This window comes from Priestia endophytica (assembly GCF_026790145.1).
Classification (GTDB): domain Bacteria; phylum Bacillota; class Bacilli; order Bacillales; family Bacillaceae_H; genus Bacillus_I; species Bacillus_I endophytica_A.
On sequence record NZ_JALAMS010000051.1, the window covers coordinates 1 to 22717 of the forward strand.

At 36.7% G+C, this 22717-nt stretch carries 26 protein-coding genes and 1 other annotated feature; of the genes, 5 read left to right on the plus strand and 21 right to left on the minus strand.

Annotation, left to right across the window (positions count from 1 at the left end; translation table 11 throughout):
* Window positions 1-45: 45 nt before the first annotated feature.
* The 4 genes from MOC86_RS24295 to MOC86_RS24310 all read right to left on the minus strand — a co-directional run bounded on the left by MOC86_RS24295 (window position 46) and on the right by MOC86_RS24310 (window position 3977).
* Entirely contained in the window at window positions 46-1077 is a 1032-nt protein-coding gene (locus MOC86_RS24295) for an anthranilate phosphoribosyltransferase (protein ID WP_268586491.1), read from the minus strand.
* Between the two features lie 94 nt (window positions 1078-1171).
* A complete protein-coding gene (gene nfsA, locus MOC86_RS24300) occupies window positions 1172-1921 on the minus strand; it encodes an oxygen-insensitive NADPH nitroreductase (RefSeq protein WP_268586492.1) in 750 nt (249 codons plus the stop codon).
* An 87-nt stretch (window positions 1922-2008) separates the two neighbouring features.
* Window positions 2009-3343 (minus strand): polysaccharide biosynthesis protein, encoded by a 1335-nt coding sequence (locus MOC86_RS24305; protein ID WP_268586493.1) that lies wholly within the window; start codon window positions 3341-3343, stop codon window positions 2009-2011.
* 214 nt (window positions 3344-3557) lie between these two features.
* A complete protein-coding gene (locus tag MOC86_RS24310; RefSeq protein WP_268586494.1) occupies window positions 3558-3977 on the minus strand; it encodes an organic hydroperoxide resistance protein in 420 nt (139 codons plus the stop codon).
* Window positions 3978-4134: 157 nt separating this feature from the next.
* On the opposite strand from MOC86_RS24310, the gene MOC86_RS24315 reads away from it, so the two are divergent.
* On the plus strand, window positions 4135-4329 hold the full coding sequence (locus MOC86_RS24315; protein ID WP_268586495.1) for a spore germination protein: 195 nt from the start codon (window positions 4135-4137) through the stop codon (window positions 4327-4329).
* A gap of 2 nt (window positions 4330-4331) precedes the next feature.
* On the opposite strand, the gene MOC86_RS24320 is transcribed toward MOC86_RS24315, so the two are convergent.
* From MOC86_RS24320 to MOC86_RS24345, 5 genes are all read right to left on the minus strand, one after another.
* Window positions 4332-5222, minus strand: a complete 891-nt coding sequence (locus MOC86_RS24320; protein ID WP_268586496.1) for a sulfite exporter TauE/SafE family protein — start codon at window positions 5220-5222, stop codon at window positions 4332-4334.
* Window positions 5223-5413: 191 nt separating this feature from the next.
* Window positions 5414-6058 (minus strand): 5,6-dimethylbenzimidazole synthase, encoded by a 645-nt coding sequence (bluB, locus tag MOC86_RS24325; protein ID WP_268586497.1) that lies wholly within the window; start codon window positions 6056-6058, stop codon window positions 5414-5416.
* Between the two features lie 101 nt (window positions 6059-6159).
* Window positions 6160-6723: a GNAT family N-acetyltransferase gene (locus tag MOC86_RS24330; RefSeq protein WP_268586498.1), complete on the minus strand. Its 564-nt coding sequence runs from the start codon at window positions 6721-6723 to the stop codon at window positions 6160-6162.
* A 471-nt stretch (window positions 6724-7194) separates the two neighbouring features.
* Window positions 7195-7578, minus strand: a complete 384-nt coding sequence (locus MOC86_RS24340) for a DUF2809 domain-containing protein (RefSeq protein WP_268586499.1) — start codon at window positions 7576-7578, stop codon at window positions 7195-7197.
* A gap of 60 nt (window positions 7579-7638) precedes the next feature.
* Window positions 7639-8055: a hypothetical protein gene (locus tag MOC86_RS24345; RefSeq protein ID WP_268586500.1), complete on the minus strand. Its 417-nt coding sequence runs from the start codon at window positions 8053-8055 to the stop codon at window positions 7639-7641.
* A gap of 335 nt (window positions 8056-8390) precedes the next feature.
* On the opposite strand from MOC86_RS24345, the gene MOC86_RS24350 reads away from it, so the two are divergent.
* On the plus strand, window positions 8391-8825 hold the full coding sequence (locus MOC86_RS24350) for a hypothetical protein (RefSeq protein ID WP_268586501.1): 435 nt from the start codon (window positions 8391-8393) through the stop codon (window positions 8823-8825).
* A gap of 206 nt (window positions 8826-9031) precedes the next feature.
* On the opposite strand, the gene asnB is transcribed toward MOC86_RS24350, so the two are convergent.
* From asnB to MOC86_RS24370, 4 genes are all read right to left on the minus strand, one after another.
* Window positions 9032-10924, minus strand: a complete 1893-nt coding sequence (asnB, locus tag MOC86_RS24355) for an asparagine synthase (glutamine-hydrolyzing) (RefSeq protein ID WP_268586502.1) — start codon at window positions 10922-10924, stop codon at window positions 9032-9034.
* A 291-nt stretch (window positions 10925-11215) separates the two neighbouring features.
* On the minus strand, window positions 11216-12292 hold the full coding sequence (locus MOC86_RS24360; RefSeq protein ID WP_268586503.1) for a bifunctional 3-deoxy-7-phosphoheptulonate synthase/chorismate mutase: 1077 nt from the start codon (window positions 12290-12292) through the stop codon (window positions 11216-11218).
* 228 nt (window positions 12293-12520) lie between these two features.
* Window positions 12521-12759: a binding site (T-box leader), on the minus strand.
* Window positions 12760-12933: 174 nt separating this feature from the next.
* Complete coding sequence (locus tag MOC86_RS24365; RefSeq protein ID WP_061805487.1) at window positions 12934-13239, minus strand: MTH1187 family thiamine-binding protein; 306 nt, start codon at window positions 13237-13239, stop codon at window positions 12934-12936.
* A 142-nt stretch (window positions 13240-13381) separates the two neighbouring features.
* Complete coding sequence (locus MOC86_RS24370) at window positions 13382-14566, minus strand: peptidoglycan-binding protein (RefSeq protein WP_268586504.1); 1185 nt, start codon at window positions 14564-14566, stop codon at window positions 13382-13384.
* Window positions 14567-14955: 389 nt separating this feature from the next.
* Here MOC86_RS24370 and MOC86_RS24375 point away from each other — a divergent pair, with 389 nt between their 5' ends.
* A complete protein-coding gene (locus MOC86_RS24375) occupies window positions 14956-15150 on the plus strand; it encodes a hypothetical protein (RefSeq protein ID WP_019392260.1) in 195 nt (64 codons plus the stop codon).
* 10 nt (window positions 15151-15160) lie between these two features.
* Here MOC86_RS24375 and MOC86_RS24380 read toward each other — a convergent pair whose 3' ends face one another.
* The 5 genes from MOC86_RS24380 to MOC86_RS24400 form a co-directional block, all read right to left on the minus strand.
* Complete coding sequence (locus tag MOC86_RS24380; RefSeq protein WP_268586505.1) at window positions 15161-15580, minus strand: DUF6843 domain-containing protein; 420 nt, start codon at window positions 15578-15580, stop codon at window positions 15161-15163.
* 65 nt (window positions 15581-15645) lie between these two features.
* Complete coding sequence (locus tag MOC86_RS24385; protein WP_268586506.1) at window positions 15646-16494, minus strand: class I SAM-dependent methyltransferase; 849 nt, start codon at window positions 16492-16494, stop codon at window positions 15646-15648.
* Window positions 16495-16580: 86 nt separating this feature from the next.
* Window positions 16581-17654 carry an NAD(P)H-dependent flavin oxidoreductase gene (locus tag MOC86_RS24390; RefSeq protein WP_268586507.1) on the minus strand — a complete coding sequence of 358 codons (1074 nt, stop codon included), beginning with the start codon at window positions 17652-17654 and terminating at the stop codon, window positions 16581-16583.
* Window positions 17655-17785: 131 nt separating this feature from the next.
* Window positions 17786-19111 (minus strand): S8 family peptidase, encoded by a 1326-nt coding sequence (locus MOC86_RS24395; protein ID WP_268586508.1) that lies wholly within the window; start codon window positions 19109-19111, stop codon window positions 17786-17788.
* Window positions 19112-19268: 157 nt separating this feature from the next.
* Entirely contained in the window at window positions 19269-20270 is a 1002-nt protein-coding gene (locus tag MOC86_RS24400) for an NADP-dependent oxidoreductase (RefSeq protein ID WP_268586509.1), read from the minus strand.
* 129 nt (window positions 20271-20399) lie between these two features.
* Between MOC86_RS24400 and MOC86_RS24405 the strand changes: the two genes are divergently transcribed.
* Window positions 20400-20627: a hypothetical protein gene (locus MOC86_RS24405; RefSeq protein ID WP_268586510.1), complete on the plus strand. Its 228-nt coding sequence runs from the start codon at window positions 20400-20402 to the stop codon at window positions 20625-20627.
* 36 nt (window positions 20628-20663) lie between these two features.
* Here the strand turns inward: MOC86_RS24405 and MOC86_RS24410 are convergent, their stop codons facing one another.
* Entirely contained in the window at window positions 20664-21704 is a 1041-nt protein-coding gene (locus tag MOC86_RS24410) for an oxidoreductase (protein ID WP_268586511.1), read from the minus strand.
* Between the two features lie 125 nt (window positions 21705-21829).
* Here MOC86_RS24410 and MOC86_RS24415 point away from each other — a divergent pair, with 125 nt between their 5' ends.
* A complete protein-coding gene (locus MOC86_RS24415; RefSeq protein ID WP_019392252.1) occupies window positions 21830-22078 on the plus strand; it encodes a hypothetical protein in 249 nt (82 codons plus the stop codon).
* A gap of 32 nt (window positions 22079-22110) precedes the next feature.
* Here MOC86_RS24415 and MOC86_RS24420 read toward each other — a convergent pair whose 3' ends face one another.
* Both MOC86_RS24420 and MOC86_RS24425 read right to left on the minus strand, forming a co-directional pair.
* Complete coding sequence (locus tag MOC86_RS24420) at window positions 22111-22242, minus strand: hypothetical protein (protein WP_268586512.1); 132 nt, start codon at window positions 22240-22242, stop codon at window positions 22111-22113.
* 53 nt (window positions 22243-22295) lie between these two features.
* A complete protein-coding gene (locus MOC86_RS24425) occupies window positions 22296-22712 on the minus strand; it encodes a DUF350 domain-containing protein (RefSeq protein WP_268586513.1) in 417 nt (138 codons plus the stop codon).
* Window positions 22713-22717 lie beyond the last annotated feature (5 nt).

Sequence of the window (22717 nt, forward strand, 5' to 3'; positions counted from 1 at the left end):
GGGTTTGTCTACGGTCTGAAACGAGCCTTGTAAAAGGCTCGTTTCTTATAAGGTGCTTCTCCACTCCTCAAGCACTTCTTGACCTGCTCTACGCTCCAAGGCATTTCTTGCCCAGGTAACACCGTCTGCAATAGAAGATTCATAGCCAAAGAAATAGAGACGAAGAGCTGTATTTAGCACAACTTGATTATAAGCATAAAGATCACTCTTTTCTCCTCTTAGGACGCTCTCTATTGTTTCAACTTGATTTTGTAATGAACGTTTTTTCACAAACTCTTCTTCAGGAAGATAAAGATCATACTCATTTGGACTTACAATAAAAGAAGACTCGTGTCCATCTTGGATTTGAAAAACAAAGCTATTACGATGAACAGCTAAATCATCTGATCCTTCTATCCCTTGCACAACAACTGCTTTTTTCACATCTAGTGTTTTAAAAACAGGCAAAATTTTATTAATAGCTGTTCGATGAAAAGCTCCCAGCACAATATTTGGGGCATGAGCTAAGTTCAGCATTTTTTCAACTGTATTGAATGTTGTGCGAATTCCCATTTCCTTACGAATTGAACGTAGACGCTTGAGTGGAGGTGATAGCTTTTCTGTATGATAAAAGCCAATCTTAACTTTTTCTAATGATGTTGCAATTTCATCGACACTTTCCTCTGTCTTAATGCCTAACTCTGTTAAAACCTCTTTAATGGTTGTTCCATATTTTGGAGGAAGTGAATCACTGCTATGTAAACAAACAGGCATCCCTCTTGAAGCTAACAATATATTTGCTGGGATTGTCGCAAAAAACGAATTTCGCCCTGCATATGGACTTGAATAGTCTACAAGTTTCTCTCTTATATTTTCATCCACTTTGATTTGCTCGCTATTTTCTCTATACACTTTCACAAACGCATCTAGTTCTTCTGGTGTTTCTGTCTTAATACGCTGACCTGTCAAAAAGGTAGCAATCTGCACATCTGTTGCCTCACCAGTTGCCATCACGCGCGCCGCTTTCTCTGCCTCTTCAAAAGGCAAGTCTTTTGCTCCACGCTGTCCTCTTGCTACTTCTTTGATCCACTGTTGCATAAAACCCTCTCCTTTATTTCTATCTATTATAACAATATCTGAAATATCGAAATTTTTCCATAAGAAAAGAAGCTATAGTATAGCTTCTTTTCTCTTACTTATTAGAAAATCCTTTTTTCTCAATATATTCTTTCATATACGTTCTTTTTGGTGTATGAAGCATATTAGCCATTTGAGCTGTCCATGTATCTTCACGTTTTCCACCTGTACGCTCTTTATAATAAGATGATGTCACTTCATTGTAAGCTTTAAGCTCTTTTATATATTTTTCTTCATCTTGTTCATAGCGGTCTTCATGATAAATGTGTGCTTTTGGTAGGCGTGGTTTTTGACTTGATTCATGCGCTGGATATCCAACGGTTAGGCCAAAAAGTGGAATAACGCGTTTCGGGATGTCTAGTACTTCTTCAACGCCTTCTAAATTGTTTCGAATGCCGCCAATATAGCATGTACCAAGCCCCATTGATTCAGCCGCAATTACAAGGTTTTGGGCTGCAAGAGCTACATCAATAAGAGAAACCATAAATGTTTCTGTGCTTTCTAACGAATCTGTCACCTTCACTTCTTCCATAGTACTGAGTATCTCATGACGATGTAAATCTGCACAAAAAACAAAAAGATGGCCATTCTCTTCTACATAAGGCTGATTTCCTGCAAGCTCAGCAAGTTTTTTCTTTTTAGCAGGGTCCTTTACTCCAATAATAGAATAAGCTTGGATAAAACTAGAAGTTGAAGCTGCTTGAGCACTTTGAACTAAAGCATCAATTTGTTCGTCTGATAATGGCGTGTTCTTATACTTTCGTATAGAACGGTGATTTAATATTGCTTCGATTGTTTTATTCATTTCTTTTACTCTTCCTCTCTTCTTTGTTGTTACTATCTTAGCATAGATAAACTTCTCCCCTTTAATACAATGCTCAAGCTATATTTTTTATAATTTTGTTAGCGGGCGCTTCATAAAAAATAAAATCGGCAAACCAATTCGTTTACAAATGGTGAAATAGTGCAGAAGCGTAAGCAGAAGTGTTTCTGCATTCATTGCTAAAATAACGCCACTTACTCCCCATTCTCGCTGAGAAGCAAGGAGAAAAATAAGCGAAAAGGAAATAACATGAACCCATATCGTATGATACAAGGCATCTTTCATAAGTCCTAACCCAATTAAATAAGCTCTCATTGGAATTACAAAGAAATGAAGTAAAAAACACGGCCAAAGCGCTCTTAAATAGAAAGCAGCTTCACTTGAATGAAAAAAGAGATTTGTAATAGGTTCAGCAAAAATGTTCATAATGAGAATCGCGGGAATTCCGTATAAAAACGTAATTCGTAAACTTTGCTGTAATAGCGAGCTTAGCTTATCACGGTCACCTGCAGCTTGCGCTTGAGAAACAGCTGGTATTAAGGCTACAAGAAGAGAATGAGCGATAAAAGCTGGAAAGAACCCAATCGTCATAGCAACTCCTGCAAGCATACCGTAATGGCCTGTTGCAATGGAAGACGTCATTCCGCTTAACATCAAACTTTTCTTAATTAAAAACGGCTGAATGGCTCCAGCTGATGCGGAGAAAAGATGCAATCCTGTTGTTGGCAGAGAAACGGACAAAAGTCTTTTTCTTACTTCTTTTCCCGTATACGAAAATCGATAACCTCTTGAAATTACGTTTGTTTGCATTACATATGTAATCAAGAAGTAAGTAAATACAACTGCTTCACTTGCTACAAGAGCACAAATGGCCACAAGGAGAGCTGTGCCATGATCTCCAAAATGAAATGATCTAAATACTAAGAAAAGAAGAGTAAGCTGAATGGATTTTCTAACAAAATTCGAAACAGCAATAGCGCTCATATTATCAACACCCATAAAATAGCCGCGTAAAATCGACGAATAAGAAACAATGGGGATAAATATAAGCACAACCCAACCGATGTACGGATGATAATGGTTAAAAAATGGAATAAAGGTAATCACAATAAACCAAACAAACATAACAGAAGCAATAATTCCTGTTGCAAACCATGTTGCATGCTTCATCATGTTGCGATGCTCTTTTTGGTTATGTTCTGCCAGAAACTTCGAAATCGAAATTGGAAGCTCTATCGTTGCAATTGTGACAACTAAAAAAACGATAGGCAACACAGACATGTACATCCCCATTCCTTCTTTACCGAGCTCACGTGCTAGAACCATATTTGTTAAAAACTCAATAAGTTCGCCTAAAAAAGCGGCCAAAGTTAGAATTAACGCTGACTTTAAAAAACTATTCATTATCCGTTCCCCTTTATTTAGGATCTCTAGCAAGTGAACAATAGAGCATCCACTACGAGACGTTTTGACAACGTTGCTTATCTGAACTTGTCCTTATCCTATGTATATAGGGAACCCCTCTCTTTCATGCGTAGAAATTCATATGTAATAGTTGTATTGGATAAAAAAAAGCGTGATAGGAACTGAGCCCTCCTATCACGCTACTTGTCTATTTTTATTTTGCTTTTACCGTAACTTCAATATTTCCTCGCGTTGCTTTTGAATATGGACAAACTCCGTGAGCTTTCTCTAAAAGCTCCTGTACTTTGTCACGTTCAACACCTTCAACATGTCCAACTAATTCAACTTCCAGTTTGAATCCACCGTCTTCAGGGTCTTTCCCAATTGAGACGTGCGACGTAATTTCTGTACTCTCTACTTTGATTCGTTCTTTGTTTAAAACAAGCTGTAGCGCACTTTCAAAGCAAGCGGCATAACCTGCTGCAAAAAGTTGTTCTGGATTTGTGCCGTCTCCACTTTTTCCACCTAAGCCTTTTGGAGATGTAATGTTTAAATCAAGTGTGCCGTCTGAGGTTGTAACATGCCCTTCTCGTCCACCTCGTGAAGTAGCTTCTGCAACGTATAATGCTTCCATTTCATTTCACTCCTTAACTATTTTATGTAGTAACTCTACTGTTACTATAACCGCTTTCTATGATTTCAAACCTTGGCTTTTTATAAAACTCTCTCTTTTAGCCCGTACAAATCCTCTTTAAATATCATAGAATACAAAAAAAGAAAGGAGCGTATGTATGACTTTTTCATCACACGTAACAATTCAAAACGTTTCCAGCGGCGCTATTATTAATTTTGGGAACTGTGCTCGGATTGCTCCAACTATTATTAATCGAGAAATAGCTGGTGCTGGAGAAGACAACGCGGCTCCAGCAGACGTTCTTTTAGATATCCAAGAAAGCCTACCTGTTCCAACACCGTCTATTGATTAAATTTACAACGTTTCTGAAACATCTTGCTTGCTTAAACGTACTTTGTTGCGAACCGCGTAGAAAATAGCGGCGGCCCACCCAATAAACAAGACGATATAAAATCCTAGAATCTTATCTCCTCCAACATTAAAAGATGACAGAAGCGTGTTGGTATTTGTCAGAATAATAAATCCGCCAATAAAAACACCAAGCAAGTACGATGGTAAGATTTTAATAAGCCACGCAGCTAAAGGAGCAGCTAGTACTCCGCCAATAACAAAAGCAATAATTAACAACCAGTTTAAGCTTTCAGTTCCTAAAAAAAGCAAGAAACCAGCTGAAGCTGCCACTGTTGTAGCAAACTCACTTGTATCAACTGTTCCAATGACTCTTCGCGGAACAGCTTCTTTGCGTGCTAGAAGAACAGGTGTATTAATAGGCCCCCATCCTCCTCCACCAATCGCATCAAAGAACCCTGCAATAGATCCTAAAACAATGTAAAACGGCGTTTTTAGTTCCTTTGCCCCTTTATTAGCCTGTGATGGATTCCATTTAAATAAAAAGCGAAATAAGATGTAAAAACCAAGTGCTGTTAAGAAAATCGATACAAAAGGCTTCATAACGTCTCCAGGCAGGCTGCTTAAAAACGCGGCTCCAATAAAAGCGCTAATTGCGCCTGGAATCATTAATTTCCACAATACCTTTTTATCCACATTTCCAAATTTGTAATGTGAAACACCTGAAGCTGCCGTTGTTGCGATTTCAGATAAATGAATGGAAGCTGAAGCAACAGCAGGCGCAATTCCAAATGTTAATAAAAGAGATGAAGATGTTGCCCCGTATCCCATTCCGAGTGAACCATCAATTAATTGAGCAAAAAAACCAACAATTGCAAAGATAAATAGCTTTCTCATTTTTTCTCTCCTTTTTTGACAAAAAAGGCCCTTCGAAATGATGCATATCATTTCAAAGGACCTTTGGTTTTCCAATCAGTCTCATCATATTCAGTAAGATTATATATACTATATATCCCACAATCCTCATTTGTCAACTTGGTTTTAAAGATTTTAATAAAAAAACTGCAGATAAGAAGCTCTGCAGCTTTTTATTTCTTGTTCCCCCATGTATCTTCAAAGATTAATCCATCAAGTTCTCTTCTTTTTTCCCATTTTGCTTCTTCTAAAATGGGAGAAGACGGATAATCTTCTGTATATCCAATGGATAAAAGGGCAACTGGATCGACATGTGGAGGAATAGATAAAATATCTCTCACATCATTTTTTTTATAAAAGCTTACCCATCCAAGTGCAAGACCTTCTACACAAGATGCGAGCCACATATTTTGTATAGCACATGCCGTTGATAAAATATCTGTTTCCGGAATTGAATTTCTCCCTAAAACATGCGAACCTCCTCTTGTTGGATCACATGTTACGCATATTGTTACAGGAGCTTCCTTAATTCCTTCTACTTTTAATTCTAAAAACTGATTTGCTTTCTCTCCTTCATAATGGATAGAAAGTGCTTTTCTTTCTTTTTCTGCTGCCCATGCTAGCTTTTTCTTAAGATCACCATCCTTCACTAAGATAAAGTTCCACGGCTGCATAAATCCAACAGAGGGAGCGTGATGTCCCGCTTCTAATACTCTTTGCAACACATCTGATGGAATGCTTTTTGACAAAAACGTTCGTACATCTCTCCGCTTATAAATTACATCATATAAAGCTTTCTTTTCTTGTTCATTGAACATTAATATCCGCTGTTCTATAACGTTTTGAACTTTAAAAACGGTACCTTTTACAAAACAGCTTACCTCCTTTTCCTATACCTGTACTGTATATTAAATCGGCATTAGCTTTCTTCTAATTTATGAAACTCTTCCTTTAAAAGAGAAAACATATAAACATCAATAAGTTCCCCTTTAGAGCGTTCATACTGACGCAAGCGCCCTTCATTAGTAAAAGCTAATTTAGAAAGCGCTTTAATAGAATTTTCATTTTCCACTTCTACTTTTGCTTCGATTCGATTTATATGAAGAGAGAAAAAAACTTCTTTTATAAGCGCTGCTAACGCTTCTCTAATGTACCCATGTCCCCAGTAATTTTTGCCTAAGTCATAGCCAATCTCAACACGACTATTCTCATGATCAATAGAGTTGAAACCACACGTGCCGATTAACTCCCCGCTTTGCTTTAAAAAGATAGAATATCGCACTGCCTTTCCTTCTTCTTTTAACGTTGTTAAAAATTGAATCATTTCCTTCGCTTGTTCTACTTTATGAAACGGAGTAATATTCATATACTTTGTAACTTCATTATCTGACCAGTATTTATAAAGTATTTCTCCATCCTCTTCTTTCATGTCTTTCATTATTAAACGATTTGTTGTAACCATATTTTTTGGTTTCCTGCTCATTTATACTTTTTTCTCCCCCCTCATTCTCGATATTTTCATTTTACCGAATTTTCTTAAGAGAAAAAAGATATGTTCTTACTGTTTACGCTGAAAGGCTTGAAAAGATGTTTTTAGAGAAGCGTACACTCCTACAGCCCCATTTCCATAAAAAAAACCCATAAATATTCCTGCTGATAGGCTATGAGGATGACTAAAAAAAAACAGAAATGATAAGACCTATAACTGTTGAAAGGGTGGGGATATACGAACCTTTAATCGAAAAAAAAATTTTTAAAACTTGCACCAAAATTAACACAAGGGGAACAGCGATGATGCCATCCCAAACATTTGTATAAACAAGTGGAAATTCTTTCACTTTCTCACCTTCTTACTGAAAAGAACTCTTTACAAGCACCTTTCCTTTTCCTCTTAATATAATACAGATATATATTAATATTCAGATGTTTTAATATTAAGCTGATGGAATTTCCGTCAGCTTTTTTTCAGAAGAACTGTGCACAGTGCTCCAAACAATATTCCAGCTGTATAAGAGACTAAATCACTGAATAGAAAGCCGTACCCCAGTACTAATCCACCGAGCGTTGTGCTCCTAACTGCATCAATCCATTCTGCATGATAAAGTTGACTTATTTCAATTCCATAACAAAACAATAAAGATAGAAAAATAACGATTTTTAATCCTTTCTTCTCCATTAAAAATGAAAAACCTAAAAATATAAGTAAAGCCCAAAGGATATCACCCAAGTATAAGTTTATAATATCCGGAAAATAGGCGCTTTTTTTTCGTACTTCAATTCCTAAAAAGAGAATGATTATCATAAGTATAATATAAATGCTATTCCGTTTTATTTTCATTGTGGCATTCCTTTCTTATTAAAAAAAGCTCACTTCTGAAAAGAAATGAGCTTCTTGTTTCTACCATGTTTTCGCTACAATAAGTGCAATCGCCATACTTCCTAAACCTGCTATAATGTACGAAAATGTGAAGTAAGGAGCAATATCTAATTGAATAAATTCGATAACAGGAACATCTTTCGCAAGAAAAGCTCCTAATGCATATATAAAAACACGCTCAAGCACAACAGGTACAATCATAAAGAGAAGAAAAATTTGCAAATCTCCATTCATATTTAAACGCCCATATACACCTGCCACAAGATAAGGAACAGTAAGCAGACACATACCTAGTATAATAACTGAGGTTGTTACACTAAGATCTAATGGCGTTTTGTACAGCATTTCTAAGCTACGAGCAACGCCAAGCAGAACAATTCCATATGTAATCACCATAATAAACCAGCCTGTTAAAACCGTTTTTAAAACATGTGACATGGTGGGAACACCCCTTTTTTTCTTTCATATGTAGTCTTTTGTTATATAAAAATCAAAGCCTTCTCTTTGTTAATAACGATTAAATGATAGTTTCGTTTCATTTCTGTCCAAGAATTTCTCTAAAAGTCTTTTCAATTAAATCCTTACTTCAATGTGAGGTAGCTTCGCAGTGTTAAGAAGATAGCCACTATTCGTTATTTTACAAATGACAAAGTTCAAAATCAAGCTACATTTTCCCCTATATGATTGTTGCCAATAATTCTTCATTACTATATACGCATGACATTGGTTACAATGGGAAAAACTTTAAGAAACTCGTTAGAAAGGATTTAAATATGGAACACATCTTTATAGTGAGTATCGTTATTGCCCTCATTTTAACTGTCACAGGTACGCTTATCTTTATCATTGCCTCTACTTTTCAAACTGACGAGCAAGAATATGTACTAAATAAGCAAAAAACAGACATCCTCCATGAAAAGCTAAGTAAGGCGCTTGATATGTGCGGCTACGATTTGCGCTTAAATGAGCCATATGGGCGATTTATGATTGATGTTATGATTCCTAAGTACAAAGTTGCTATTATTCTTCACCGCCATCCCCAAACGCTTGCTAAAAAACCAGATAAGAAAGGGGAAAAACTTTCAACATTACTTCGAAGAAGAGGATGGAAAGTGGTAGAAGTAAAAGAACGTGAAGTTATGAAACATGTTCATCAAGCTGTTTTAAAAGTACAGCGTGAAATTTTCAAACAACCTAGCGGGTCATAAAAAAACCTGTGTGTACATTGTACACACAGGAACGTTATGATCAAGGGGGCATACCTTAACCATGCTCAGAAACAACACGAGGCGTACTGTTTCATATGCGTTTGAAGATTACATGTAAATTATATCATATTTTGGATATGAGTATATACAAAAATTTAATTTAGTTCAAAAATCCCCTTCTTACTCAATAAGAAGGGGATTTTTAATCAATGTATAATTAAATCTTTTGCCTTTGGGTTGTATTCAGAAACGCCTGTATGTTGGTTATACCACATAAGGAACATTAAGATTGTCCAAAGCTTTCGGCTATAGTCACCTTTATTTGCTGCATGCTGACTTAATAGTGCAGTAAGTTCTTTCTTATCAAATAAGTGATCAACATCACTTTCTGTAATAAGTTTAAACGCCCAATCGTACAATTCATCTTTTAACCATACTCGAATTGGCACTGGGAATCCTAATTTACGACGATCTAAAACATGATCAGGTACAATCCCTCTCGCAGCTTTTCGTAAAATATATTTTGTGGTTCCGTCTTTTATTTTCATGTTTTTTGGAATTCTTGAAGCGACTTCAAAAACACGACGATCTAAAAACGGAACGCGTAGCTCAAGGGAATTGGCCATTGTCATTTTATCCGCTTTTAATAGAATATCGCCTCTTAGCCATGTATTCATATCAACATACTGCATTGTTCCTACTGGATCATACTGAGCTGCTTGTGCATAGAAAGGAGCCGTAATATCAGTATAATGGACTCCTTTATGCTGAAGATGATAAAAACGTTCTTTTTCCTCTTCTTCAAACATTTTAGCATTTCCAATATAGCGATCTTCGAGTGGAATTGTTCCTCGTTGTAAAAAGCTCTTCCCTTTGACGCCGTCAGGTAACATATTGCTCATTTTTCCAAGAGCTTTCTTTAGCGGGGAGGGAATGTTTTGAAACATTTTTAAGGAATCTGGCTCGCAATAAATATTGTATCCACCGAAAAGCTCGTCTGCTCCTTCTCCAGATAAAACAACTGTCACTTGCTTTGCCGCCTCTTTGGCAACAAAGTATAAAGGAATCGCTGCGGGATCTGCAAGCGGGTCATCAAGATGCCACACAATTTTCGGTAGCTCTTCCATGAACTCCTCTGCTGTAATGACTTTTTGAATATTTTCTACGCCAAGCGCCTGAGCCGTTTCTCCTGCTACATCAAGCTCGCTATAGCCATCTGTTTGGAAGCCCACAGAGAAAGTCTTAAGATTATTATGGTAACGTTTAGCAAGTGATACGACAAAGGACGAATCAATCCCACCCGAAAGGAAAGACCCTACTGGAACATCACTTCGCATATGAATATTCACTGAGTCTTCTAGCACATGCTGAATCTCTTTAATCCATTCGTTTTCCTCCTTTTGAATAGGATGTAGAGTTGGTTTGAAATAACGTTCAAACTTCAATTCTTTATCAGACTCTAAATCTTGATAAAAATAATACCCAGGCTCTACTTTTTTCACCGCATCCCAAAGAGTGTAAGGCTCTGGTACATATTGAAAGCTTAAATAATGCTGAAGAGCTTGTGCACTTAGATCATGGTCTCCTGGCACAACTTCTTTAATCGATTTTGTTTCTGATGCTAAAAAGATTTCATTCTCTGTTTGAGCAACGTAAAGAGGCTTGATACCGAAAGGATCACGTGCACCAAAAACCGTTTTTGTTTTTGTATCCCAAATCAAAAACGCAAACATTCCTCTTAGCTTTGAAACCATTTTTCTGCCCTCTTCACAATAAAGAGCAAGAAGAACTTCAGAATCTCCATCTGTTTTGAACGTATAACCTTTAGCCAGTAATTCTTGACGCAGTTCTATGTAGTTATAAATTTCTCCATTAAATATAAGCTGATAACGGTTATTATCGTATGAAAGAGGCTGACCCGCTTTTTCTACATCAAGAATGCTTAAGCGGCGAAAACCAAGCTGTACATATTGATCTTCATAAATACCTACATCATCTGGGCCGCGGTGAAAAATCTTTTCTACCATTCCTTTGAATACATCTTCTTTTATATTTTCAAAATCCGCATTTTTTTTAATATGTCCTACAAATCCACACATAGCGGTTCCTCCCTACTCCGTCTCCTTAAAACCAAACACTTCTATATAAAACACTTTCCTTATTTCTTTCTATAAAAATAAGAATAACTAAGTATATTCTATAGTTATGATTTGTTGCCTTCAGAATATGTATTTTTTTGGATAATTTTAGTTATAAATTGACAATAACATTATTACTATAACAAATAAAATAATAAATTTGTTACAAAAAGGTTACAAAACAAAAAAAAACCTTTCTTTCTACAACTTTTTTGTAAAAAGAAAGGTTTTTTTGTAAAATCAATTATTATTTTATTTTGTTTGAGCTGGTTGACCTTTTAGCTCTTTAATGAAAGCTTCGAATTCTGGAATATCCATTTGCTGTGCTGAGTCACTTAAAGCTACTGCTGGATCTGGATGAACCTCTGCCATTACAGCATCTGCACCAATTGCAATTGCTGCTTTCGCGCATGGAAGTAATAGATCACGACGACCAGTTGAATGTGTTACATCAACAACAACAGGTAAGTGTGTTTCTTTCTTTAAGATTGGTACAGCTGAAATATCTAATGTATTACGTGTTGCTTTTTCGTATGTGCGGATTCCACGTTCACAAAGAATGATGTTTGTGTTTCCACGTGACATAACGTATTCTGCCGCATTTACAAATTCAGAGATTGTTGCTGCTAAACCGCGTTTTAGAAGAACCGCTTTATCAACAGAACCAGCTGCTTTTAAAAGCTCGAAGTTTTGCATATTACGTGCACCAATTTGAATCACGTCAACGTATTCTGTTGCCATTTCGATATGAGCTGGATTTACGATTTCACTAACAACTACCATGTCTAGCTCGTCTGCTACTTGACGAAGGATTTTTAGACCGTCAATACCAAGACCTTGGAAGTCGTATGGAGATGTTCTTGGTTTGAACGCGCCACCGCGAAGAAGGCGAATTCCTTGAGCTTTCATAGCCTCTGCAACTGTTCGTACTTGATCGTATGATTCAACAGCGCAAGGTCCCATGATGAAGTTAAGGTTACCGTCTCCAATTTTTTCACCTTTCAAGTCAACGATTGTGTCTTCTACTTTATTTTTACGAGATACAAGTAGTGCTTTGCTATGATCGTCTTCTTGAAGTTCAAGGCTTGCTTTGAAGATTTCTTTGAAAATATGTTGAATAGTTGATGCTTCGAATGGACCCTCGTGTTTTGCTAAGATAGCATTCAGAGATTCGCGTTCACGAACAGGGTCAAAACGCTTTGTTCCTTGCATTTCTTTTAATTTCCCAATTTCTTTAGCAATTTCTCCACGTTTGTTAAGAAGCTCTAAAATCTCTAAGTTAATTTCGTCGATTCCCTTACGTAATGTTTCTAAAGTTGGCTTTGTCATATTTATTCCTCCTAAGTTTACTGTTCTCATTTTTAAAAAAAAGATGTTTGAATCTATAAAAAAAGCCCCTACTGATTCCATGCCAGTAGGGACGATTTTATCGCGGTACCACCCTAATTATGAATATCGAATTTTTTGAAACATTTTGAAAATAGTGTATGATAAAAGGCCGCTAAAAAGAAGTTTTCATCTTTTTTTATACAAAAAGTCCCTACTGATTAAATAATCAGTAGGGACGATTTTATCGCGGTACCACCCTATTTTAATAAATGTCTCATATTCAACATTCATCACTTCATTGAGATAACGGTTAAACCGACTTCCCTTTCATCTTGTAATGTACAAGATGTCTGAAAAGCTGCTCGAGGGGCGTACTTCACATTGTTCTTTGTACTGATTTTCACCAACCATCAGCTCTCTGAAGAACAGGGAGATCAATGCTACTATTGTCCTGTCATTGCATTTAAACATCTATTTGGTTTTTTAAATTTCGATTGTTTTGAAAACATTTGATATGTTTGATTTGTATTATAGAACCATTTTCTATCATTCGTCAAGCGCTTTTTAAAAAAAGTTTCCCTAAAAATAAAAGTGATATTTTATGCTATGCTTGGCACCTTTATTTTGTGTAGGCATATTGTTTATTGAATTTTTGTTTCTACCGCCTCTATCTTGCGCTCCATCGTATGTTTAAGGTCTCGACGATCGTCGATGCGAATATTTGTACATACGCGGTCAAGTCCTTTAGAGAAAGGAAGCTCATGCATTTCTTTCACAACCTCAAACAAGTCGTCTAAATCACCTTCAATGAGTGTACTCATAGGTGTTAGCTGTACTTTTACTTTTCCTTCATGTCGCTTTAATACTTTGTGAATGTCTGCTACGTATTGGCTTACGCTTGGCGTACTTGTGCCTACTGGAATAACAGTTACATCTAGAATAGCCATAAAAACGTGCCTCCTTGTTTTCCATCACTTTTCTGTAAATTTTTTATGCTTTTTCATCATATTACGATTAAAATTATGTTGCAATGAAAAAGCATAAAAAGTATTAAAAATCCCTGCTAAATTACTAGCAGGGATTTAAAAATTAATATGTTTTAGCACCAATGTAACGAGGTGCCCAATATGTGTTGTGAAGAGATGAAATTGTTACACCTGTTGAAGTACCAGCGTGAATGAATTGACTGTTTCCTAGGTAGATACCTGCATGTGATGCGCCTGGCTTGTATGTTTCAAAGAACACAAGATCCCCAACTTTTGGTGATGAAACAGACGTACCTCTGTCATACATAGCCGCAACTGTACGTGGAAGGCTTGGTCCACCAGCTTTATTAAATACATACTGAATAAACCCACTGCAGTCAAATCCGCTTGTTGATGTTCCTCCCCATACATATGGAACTCCGCGAAGTGATTTTGCAATAGAAATAATCTTTTGTGTCGTTTGTGATGATGATGAACCGCTTCCTTGTGATGGCTTAGAATCAGCAACAGGTGTATTTCCGTTCAATGCTGCTAGTGTTTTTGGTCCAGCAATCCCGTCTACTGCAAGACCTGCCGCACGTTGGAATTTCATAACAGCATCTCTTGTAATTGTGCCATAATAGTTTGTTGTACGACTATATGTGAAATAGCCTTTTTGCTTTAGAGCAGACTGAAGTTTCTGTACTTGTGGACTGCTCATTCCAAGTCTTAATGTTGTGCTTGTAGATACTCCAGAACCCGCTGGTACAGAACTTCCGTTAAGCTTCGCTAACGTTTTTGGTCCAGCAATTCCGTCTGCTGCTAGGCCATTTGCACGCTGAAACTTTATAACAGCATCTCTTGTAATTGAACCATAGTAGTTTGTTGTATATCCAAAGTTGAAATAGCCTTTTTGTTTTAGAGCAGACTGAAGCTGCTTAACTTGTGGGCTACTCATTCCATATTTTAAAAGAGTACTAGATGAAACTGTTCCTGAACCTGAAGAAGTAGAATTGTTAAGTAATACACGATATGTATTCTTTCCAGCAATTCCGTCCGCTGCTAGGCCATTTGCACGCTGAAAGTTTTTCAACGCATCTTTGGTAATCGTTCCAAAATATGTAGTTGTATAACCAAGCTTAAAATAGCCTTTATTTTTCAGCTGTTGCTGTAAATCCTTCACGTCAGAATTGTTCATACCTTGTTTTAAAAGTCCGTCACCTAGCGCTGCATCTGCACTATGTGGCGCTGTTGCTACAGCTGCCGAGATTGTCGAACCAAGTACTACAGAATATATTAACTTTTTCATAAAAGTTATCCTCCATTACTAATATTTTCTTCACCGCCTCTCATTCTAGCAATCAATTATTACAAACGTAAAATCTAAATATTACAATTAAGTTACATTTTTCGACACGTTTGGCCTACACATTAAAAAACAACGGTCTTTTTAACGATTTTTTTATTAAAAAAAACGAAATAAAGCCCATTTTTTGTAAAATAAAAGTATCATTTTTTGTCATCGTGTATATTTTTTAAAATTTCCATTACATATTATAACTTCTATAACGATTTAGGATATTATTTTGTTTCACCTTTTCTAACCTTCTCGTTCTTTTGTAATAGATGGGGAGGTTCGCATTCTCTCTTCTTCTTTGCTATACTTTTTTATATTATCCCCCTGAAAGGATGAGTTGTTTGGCCTTAAGCTTGTTTAGTATTGCTTACTTTGTATTTAAAATTTTACTTTATGGTCTTTGTGTATATGGGCTTATTGTCGGTATCTTATTTCTTAACCGCAAACAGCAACTTGATGAAGAGCGAAACGAAAAACTAGCAGAACTTGTGCGAATAGCCTCTACACAAAAAGAACTACAAAAAGAAGAACAGTAACGTCTGGACGCTACTGTTTTCCTTCTCTTTTATATTCCCCTTTTTGATCCTCAAATTGCTTTTCACTTCCAACAAAAAAATATTCAATCGCTTTTTCTTCATTATTTTTTTTCGTTGTCGTTGCACCGTGGATTTTTTCACTCAGTTTAAGCTCTTTCCGATTACCATTTTCAGCGAAGTAATAATACCGGTTGTTTGTCCATCCTTGCTCTGGCGGAGGCTCTTCTGTTTCAGCTTTTCCATTTTCATCAACCCATAGCACGTTATAGGTTCCTTCCTTACTTGTCGGGAAAGCCCCTTCTTTATTATATTCCACTTCTACCCATCCAACATATCCATCTTTTATGTAAAATAGATTTGGGTACTGCTTGTCTTGATTACACGCACATAATACGAAGAGAAGAAAAGTCCCTAGAAATACCCTTTTCATAATAACGCACTCCTTGATCTTATTTCTCTTAGTATTTGTGCGAATAAAAAAACTATACAAAGTGATTAAAAGAGTGGTTCTGGTTTCCAATAAAGGAGCGCTGCTTTAAAAGGGTGAACGTAATAGAACTGTCCATCTTTTTCTTCGAGATATTGATCAATAATAGAAGCCAGTTTCATTTCGTCCCGTTCTTCTGTCACAATCTTGCTTGTTAAAAACGTGAAAGCTTCTTCATATGTATTAAAGCAGTATGTATTAGTCAAATCAATAAGCTGACAGTTTGCATCAATTCCAAGCTGATATAAGACATTTTGCAACATAATATAATCGCGTCGCGTATAGCGAATTGTATATCCAAGCTTTTTTTCAATTTCCCGATAATGTCTTTGTTCAGGACCGCTTGTCATTCCAACGATAGCTAGACGACTCGCCATATGGTTCATTTTCAAAAGTGCCTTATTTATATCATGGGTACGATAAAAACAATTGAATCCAAATACAACATCATAATTCTGCTCTAGTCGTTTTTCTTCCCATTTCCCGTGAAGGAAATTCATATTATTGAGCTGTTCTTTTTCTGCTCTTTCTTTCAAATAAGAGATCATCGCTGCTGAGCTGTCTACACATGTCAAAGCTTTAGCACGTTTTGCAATAGGGAAAGTATAGGTTCCCCAACCAGGACCAATCTCTGCTACTGTGTCGCTTGATTTAACGTGCAGAAGAACCTCACGAATGATATCATCTACAAACGGCTTTTTCTTTTCTTTATGTTTTCCTTTTTCCAAGAACGCATTCCAAAACTTTTCTTCTAACTTATCGTCTATCATACGCTTTGGCATCTCATTCTCCCAATTTTTCATTCCGTCCTGCCAAAGCTTTACATAATCGCTCTCTAAATTCACTCCAAAGTACACATTATTCACTCTCCTATCTCTCTTTGTTTATAGTAGCAAATGTAAAGAGAATTGAACAAAAAAAAGAATGCTTAGAAGCATTCTTTTTAAGATAGGGAAGAATGACGTGAAAGCTGTTTAATCGTTTCATTCGTTTCACGAATAATATCTCGCACAACGCTGTGTGCAGACTTCAAACGACAGTAGCGGCTCCCTTGTCCGCCCCACATTCCCATATACTTTTCATCGTTGACTAAAGTGGCTTTTTGCCGAATTGGCGCTGTTAAATAATGCTGTAAAGGATATGGTGCAATAGAAGAGAGGTCTTCTGAAAGTTCTTTCATAAGCTTATTTGTTAGGCCACGCGCCAACTTTCCAGAAAAAGTGGTCGTTAATTCCGTACTGCTTTCCGTTGAAGAGAAGAGGGCCTCCTTATGCTTTGGATGAGCTTCACTTTCAAAGGTGCTTAAAAAAGCCGTTCCAAGCTGTACGCCACTTGCCCCAAGACTAAATGCTGCTACAACGCCTCTTCCATCCATAATCCCCCCTGCTGCAATAACAGGAATTTGAAGATGATCAACGATTTGGGGAATTAAAGCTAGTGAACCAACAAGAGGATCGCTTTCAAAAAAGCCACCTCTATGACCTCCCGCTTCCAAACCTTGAGCAACAACTGCATCAATACCAATTTCCTCAAGAAAACAAGCTTCTTTTACACTTGTTGCTGTTCCAATCGTTTTAATTCCTTTAGAGCGAATATATTTTAAAGTAGATTCATCTGGCACCCCAAAAGCAAAGCTAAAAATCTCTACTTGTTCTTCGATCAATACGTTAAGCTGATCACGCCACGTATAGGAAGGAAGAACAACTTCATTCATATTAATATTAAACTGTTTATAATAAGGCGCTAAACGTTTCTTTCCTTCTTCAAACATTTCTTTATTATATTCTTCATCTTGAATAAGTAAATTAACTGCAAAAGGACGCGTTGTTAATTTTCTTATCTCGCCGATGTGGTAGCGAATCATTTCTGGAGACATATACCCTGCCCCAAGCGTACCTAGTCCACCGCCGTGACAAACAGAGGAGACAAGTTTGGCATTTGTAACTTTACCGGCCATTCCTGCTTGAATAATTGGAAATTCGATTCGAAATATTTCTGTAAGAGCCGTGTTGATCATTTTCCCCTCTCCTTTTATTAAAAGTTTTAGCAATGTTCCCTTCTTACTACTTTCGGTCTCTCTATAAAAAAATCCTCTATGTATAAAAAAAACTCAAGAAGCATGACATGCCTCCTGAGTAATTGTAATCATTATGCATCCGCGATTGCTTTTTCCCCATTCACAAAACCATAACCATAAATATTTTGGTCTTCCCTTAAGAGGTCTGCTCCTTCTTTAAGAAGAGCTTTAACTTCGTTTGGCGTTAACGATGGATTACTTTGTAGGATGAGAGCAATAACACCGGCACAAATAGGCGTTGCCATCGAAGTTCCTGATAAAGAGAAATATCCACTACCAATTCGATTTTCCGGTTCATTACGATCGATTATGGAATTTGGAGAGCGCAATGAAATAATATTAACTCCTGGTGCTAAAATATCTGGCTTTTCTACTCCATAAACCGTTGGTCCGCGACTAGAAAATGGAGCAATTGTATCGTCTTCTACTGTATTTTCCGTATTTTGATGATCCGAAGCTCCCACTGTAATAATTGTGCTACTAACTCCTGGCGAATCAATTGTATTTGACGCTGGACCGCTATTCCCAGCTGCTGCCACTACAACGATTCCGTTTCGCCAAGCCTCATTCACAAGATGAACAACAGGATCTTCCTCTTCTTCCTTGTAGCGAATAGCTTTGCTTCCAAGTGAAAGAGACATTATATGAATAGGTGCATGCTGATGGTGCTTGTTGTATAAAATACACCATTCAATTCCTCTCATAACACTTTCAAGAGACCCATTTCCCTCACGATCTAATACTTTTACCCCTATAATATTAGCTTTCGGAGCCGGTCCCTTATAACGCCCGTTTGATACTTGCCCATTTCCGGCAACATCACCTGCACAATGCGTACCATGACCGTTATCATCATAAGGTTTTGTACGATTGTTAATCACATCTTTAAAAGCGATAATTCTTCCATCTAAGTCAATGTGCGAATAAACGCCAGTATCTAAGACAGCTACATTAATCCCTTCCCCTGTAAGGACTTTGCCGCTTTTCATAACGTTTTTAGCACGTGAGGCTGGAACTGCTTTGTCTAGTAAAGCTTGAAACGACCGGTTGAAATGAACTTTTTTTACGCATGAACATATTTCTAATACTTCTTCGAGCGCATATGGCGTTAGCTCTGCTACGCAGTAGTTGCTAACATTAAAACTTTCTCCCATACGGCATTTTTTATGTTTCTGAAGAACACTTTCAATATCTTTTGCCCCATCTTCAGCTTCTTTATGAAAAGAGAAGATAACATTTAGTTTCTTATTTTTGCGTAAATGACGTTCATAGCTTTTTTGCAAAAAGCACGGCATCCATCTAAATACTTTGTAGAAAGAAAATATTTCATCTCGAGTAGTTCGATCAAGCTTTGCTGTGTACTTGCGAACCATCTTAGTCATTGGAAAGTGAAACATCTTTTTGCCCCCTCTTTACCTCGCAAGTCTCTATTAATCTATGAGGAAACTATTAAAGTGAGAGGGCATTTGTCCTTAGTTATATAATTTGTATACTTGCCTACTTAAAAATGATAGAAAGTAAAAAACCTTGCACCATTCATGCAAGGTTTTAATGTCATTCAGCTACTTTTACAAGCTGTTTTCCTAAATTTTCTCCTGAAAAAAGCCCTAAAAACGCATCAGGCACATTTTCAAATCCTTCGACGATATTCTCTTCGTATTTTACTTTCCCGTCTCTGACCCATTTGCCAAGCTCTTGGGCAGCTTCCTTAAATCCATCTGAATAGTCGCCTACAATAAATCCTTTCATAAGAGCGCTTTTTGTTAAAAGGAGAGGCTGAAGGCGAGGAACACGTTCTGCTTCTTCTTTATTGTACTGCGAAATTTGACCACAAATTGGAATACGGGCAAATTTATTAATAAGTGACAGAACATCATCCGAAATTGAGCCACCTACATTATCAAAATAAACATCAATACCGTTTGGACATGCTTCTTTTAAGGAAGCTAAGACATTATCTTCTTTATAGTTAATAACGTAGTCGAAGTTTAACTCTTCTTTAAGGTAGTCTATTTTTTGCTTTGAACCTGCAATTCCGACAACGCGTGCGCCTTTCAGCTTCGCAATTTGACCAACGACCATTCCAACAGCCCCTGCCGCTCCTGATACAACAACAGTTTCATTTTCCTTTGGCTCACCAATATGAAGAAGCCCAAAGTATGCTGTTAAACCTGTTAAACCAAGTACACCAAGATAAGCTGTTAGCGGAGCGATGCTTTCATCAATTTTTTGAAGACCGTCACCATTAGTTGTTGTGTAGCGCTGCCATGGAAGTCTTCCTGTTACAACGTCTCCTTCTTGGAACGCATCATTTTGTGATTTTTCTACTCTTGCAATAATACCACCATTTAATGGTTCATCAAGCTTGAAAGGTGGAACATAGCTCTCCTTATCGTTCATCCTTGATCTCATGTAAGGATCAACAGATATGTAGAGCGTTTTAAGAAGAATTTCTCCTTCGCTAGGCTCTTTTATATCTTCGTTTTCGAAACGAAACGTATCTTTTGTTGGTAATCCTTTTGGTCTTTCTGCTAGCATAATTTTTTCATTTTTCATAGTCTCTCTCCTTTTGTCTTTTTTATATCGTACCCTTTCTTTCTTTTTCCTAACAAAGAAAAAGCTCAGTTTTTGTATTAATAAGTCAAAAATACTATACTATAAGTATATGAAAAAGGAGGAATGTTTTTGGAACTTGTACAGTGCAAAGTGTCTATCACCAAAAAAGTAGGAGCTGATTTCATTGAAGCGTATCCCAATGAGCTTCTTTTTAAAGAAGGGTACTTTTATCCTATTTATCCAACAGAAGACGGGCAGTGGATAACGGTTGATGAGGAAGGAGAGCAGCATATTATTGCTGGTGAAAGAAATCCTGAACATGACTTTTGGTTTATGACTCATTTCGAACTCAAATAAATAAGCGACGGCAATTTCACTTGCACGTCGCTTATCTTATAAGTATATAGCCTTCTTCTCCTTGGTACTTCTCTGTGCTGCTTCAATAATTTCGATTGTTCTTAGCGCTTCACTTGCTGGTACTGGCACTTCCTTATTGTGAACAATAGCATCATATATCTTTTTGTAGTATGAAACATAGCTCCCTTTTTTAGTTGGGATAATATGTGTTACATCTTGATTTCCCTCTGTCAGAGTTAATTTACCATATTGCTCAATATCATCTTCCCCATAACTTGGATCATTTATATTTGTTAAGGATTGAAGAAACTCCCATTGATTATCTTGCCCATATTTAGTAAAGCTTCCTTTGTCTCCGTGTATTTCGAAAGTTGGACCAGATTTCTTAACAATTGAGCCCGCATGTAAAATAACACGGAGCTTTTTATAGCCTAAAATTAAATGAAAATAATCATCTACTTGTGCTTTTTTGCGCTGATGAAAGACGTCTCCATAAACAAATTTAGGCATGCCAAATAACATAAGAGCTTGATCAATTAAATGCGATCCTAAATCGTACAGCACCCCTCCTCCATGTCTACTGTTATTACGCCACTCTTCCTCTACATAAGGACTAAAACGATTCATTGTTGCTTCATAAAAATAAACTTCTCCCAATTTCTGCTCATTTAGCAATGACTGCACAGTTAAAAAGTCATTATCCCATCGCCTATTTTGGTAAACACTTAAAAGAACGCTGTACTCTTCTGAAAGCTCAATTAAATGACGAGCTTGCTCTTGTGATACAACAAATGGTTTCTCAACAATTGTATGCTTCCTTCCTTGAATCGCTTGCACTGCCATCTCATAGTGAAGATCATTTGGAGTTGTTATCACAACAACATCAATCTCAGGATCTTCTGTAATGTTTTCAAGTTCTTTGACAACTTCTACTTCCGGAAAGATTTCACTTACTTTATCAGGTTTTGTTGACATTACTTTTTTTACATTGAATTCCTCTAAATCTTTGAAAATGGGGGCATGAAATGTTACTCCAGAAAATCCAAAACCAACTAATCCTACGTTAACTTTTCTCAATAAAACCACTCCATTATATTAAATTCCTCTTTGTTTCTGTTCCCCAGTGATAAAATACCCAAACTTTCATATAAAATCCATCATTTTACACATACTATACTTATTACAGATAAGGAGGAAGAAAAATGTCCATTTACAAAAGATATATTCTTGTTCTTTTTTTCATCATGTCCTTTAGCTTACTTGTTGGTTCTCTTGCCACAACACTCTTAACAGAAGAAGGGGGAATGATTTTTTCTCTCTTTGCTTACTTTTTGCTTTCCCTCACTTTATTATGGCTCCCCCTCAGAGTTGAAAATCGCTTTTTTGAAGCTTATAAACGTTGGATGGAAAAGGGAGGAAAATGGGGAGAAGGAAAAACAAATGAAGACTAAATTAAAAGGGCAAACGAACTCGTTTGCCCTTTTTACGTTGATCTTTTTTTTTCTCTTTTTTCTTTTTTCTCTCTTGTAAAAGAGAACAGAATAGATAGGAAAATGAAAATGCCTCCTGCTAATAACAAAACATCTCCTAAAAAAGCGAAGTTAAATAGACTCATCCAGAACGCTCCTTTTTTCTTACTCTATTCTCTATAAAGGGGTTGTATGACTATTAGTAAGTTAAGCTTCCAGCTACAATAAGTCCAACGGCAATAGAAGCACCAAATAAACTTACTCCAATTGCTACATTTCCTTCTTCTACTTTCTGAGCAAGATTAGTTCTTGGAGTTAGAATATACTCAATAATCCAGTAGGATATAACTTGAGTTAGAATACCGATAACTCCCCAAATAAATGCATCAAACAAGCTTAAGCTATGCCCCCACACTGTATACAATACAATCGCAAGCCCTATACCTTTTCCCCATAGTTTAAGCGCCACAGCTATATTTCCCTGTCTTATTAATTCACGATCTGAAAACTTTGTTGTTAATTCAAAAACAAGTACACCTAAAAGAAGAAGAAGAAGCCCTGTTCCTGTATAGGATAAGAAATTAATAAATCCTTCCGCTGTTAAATACGTTTTCATTTTGA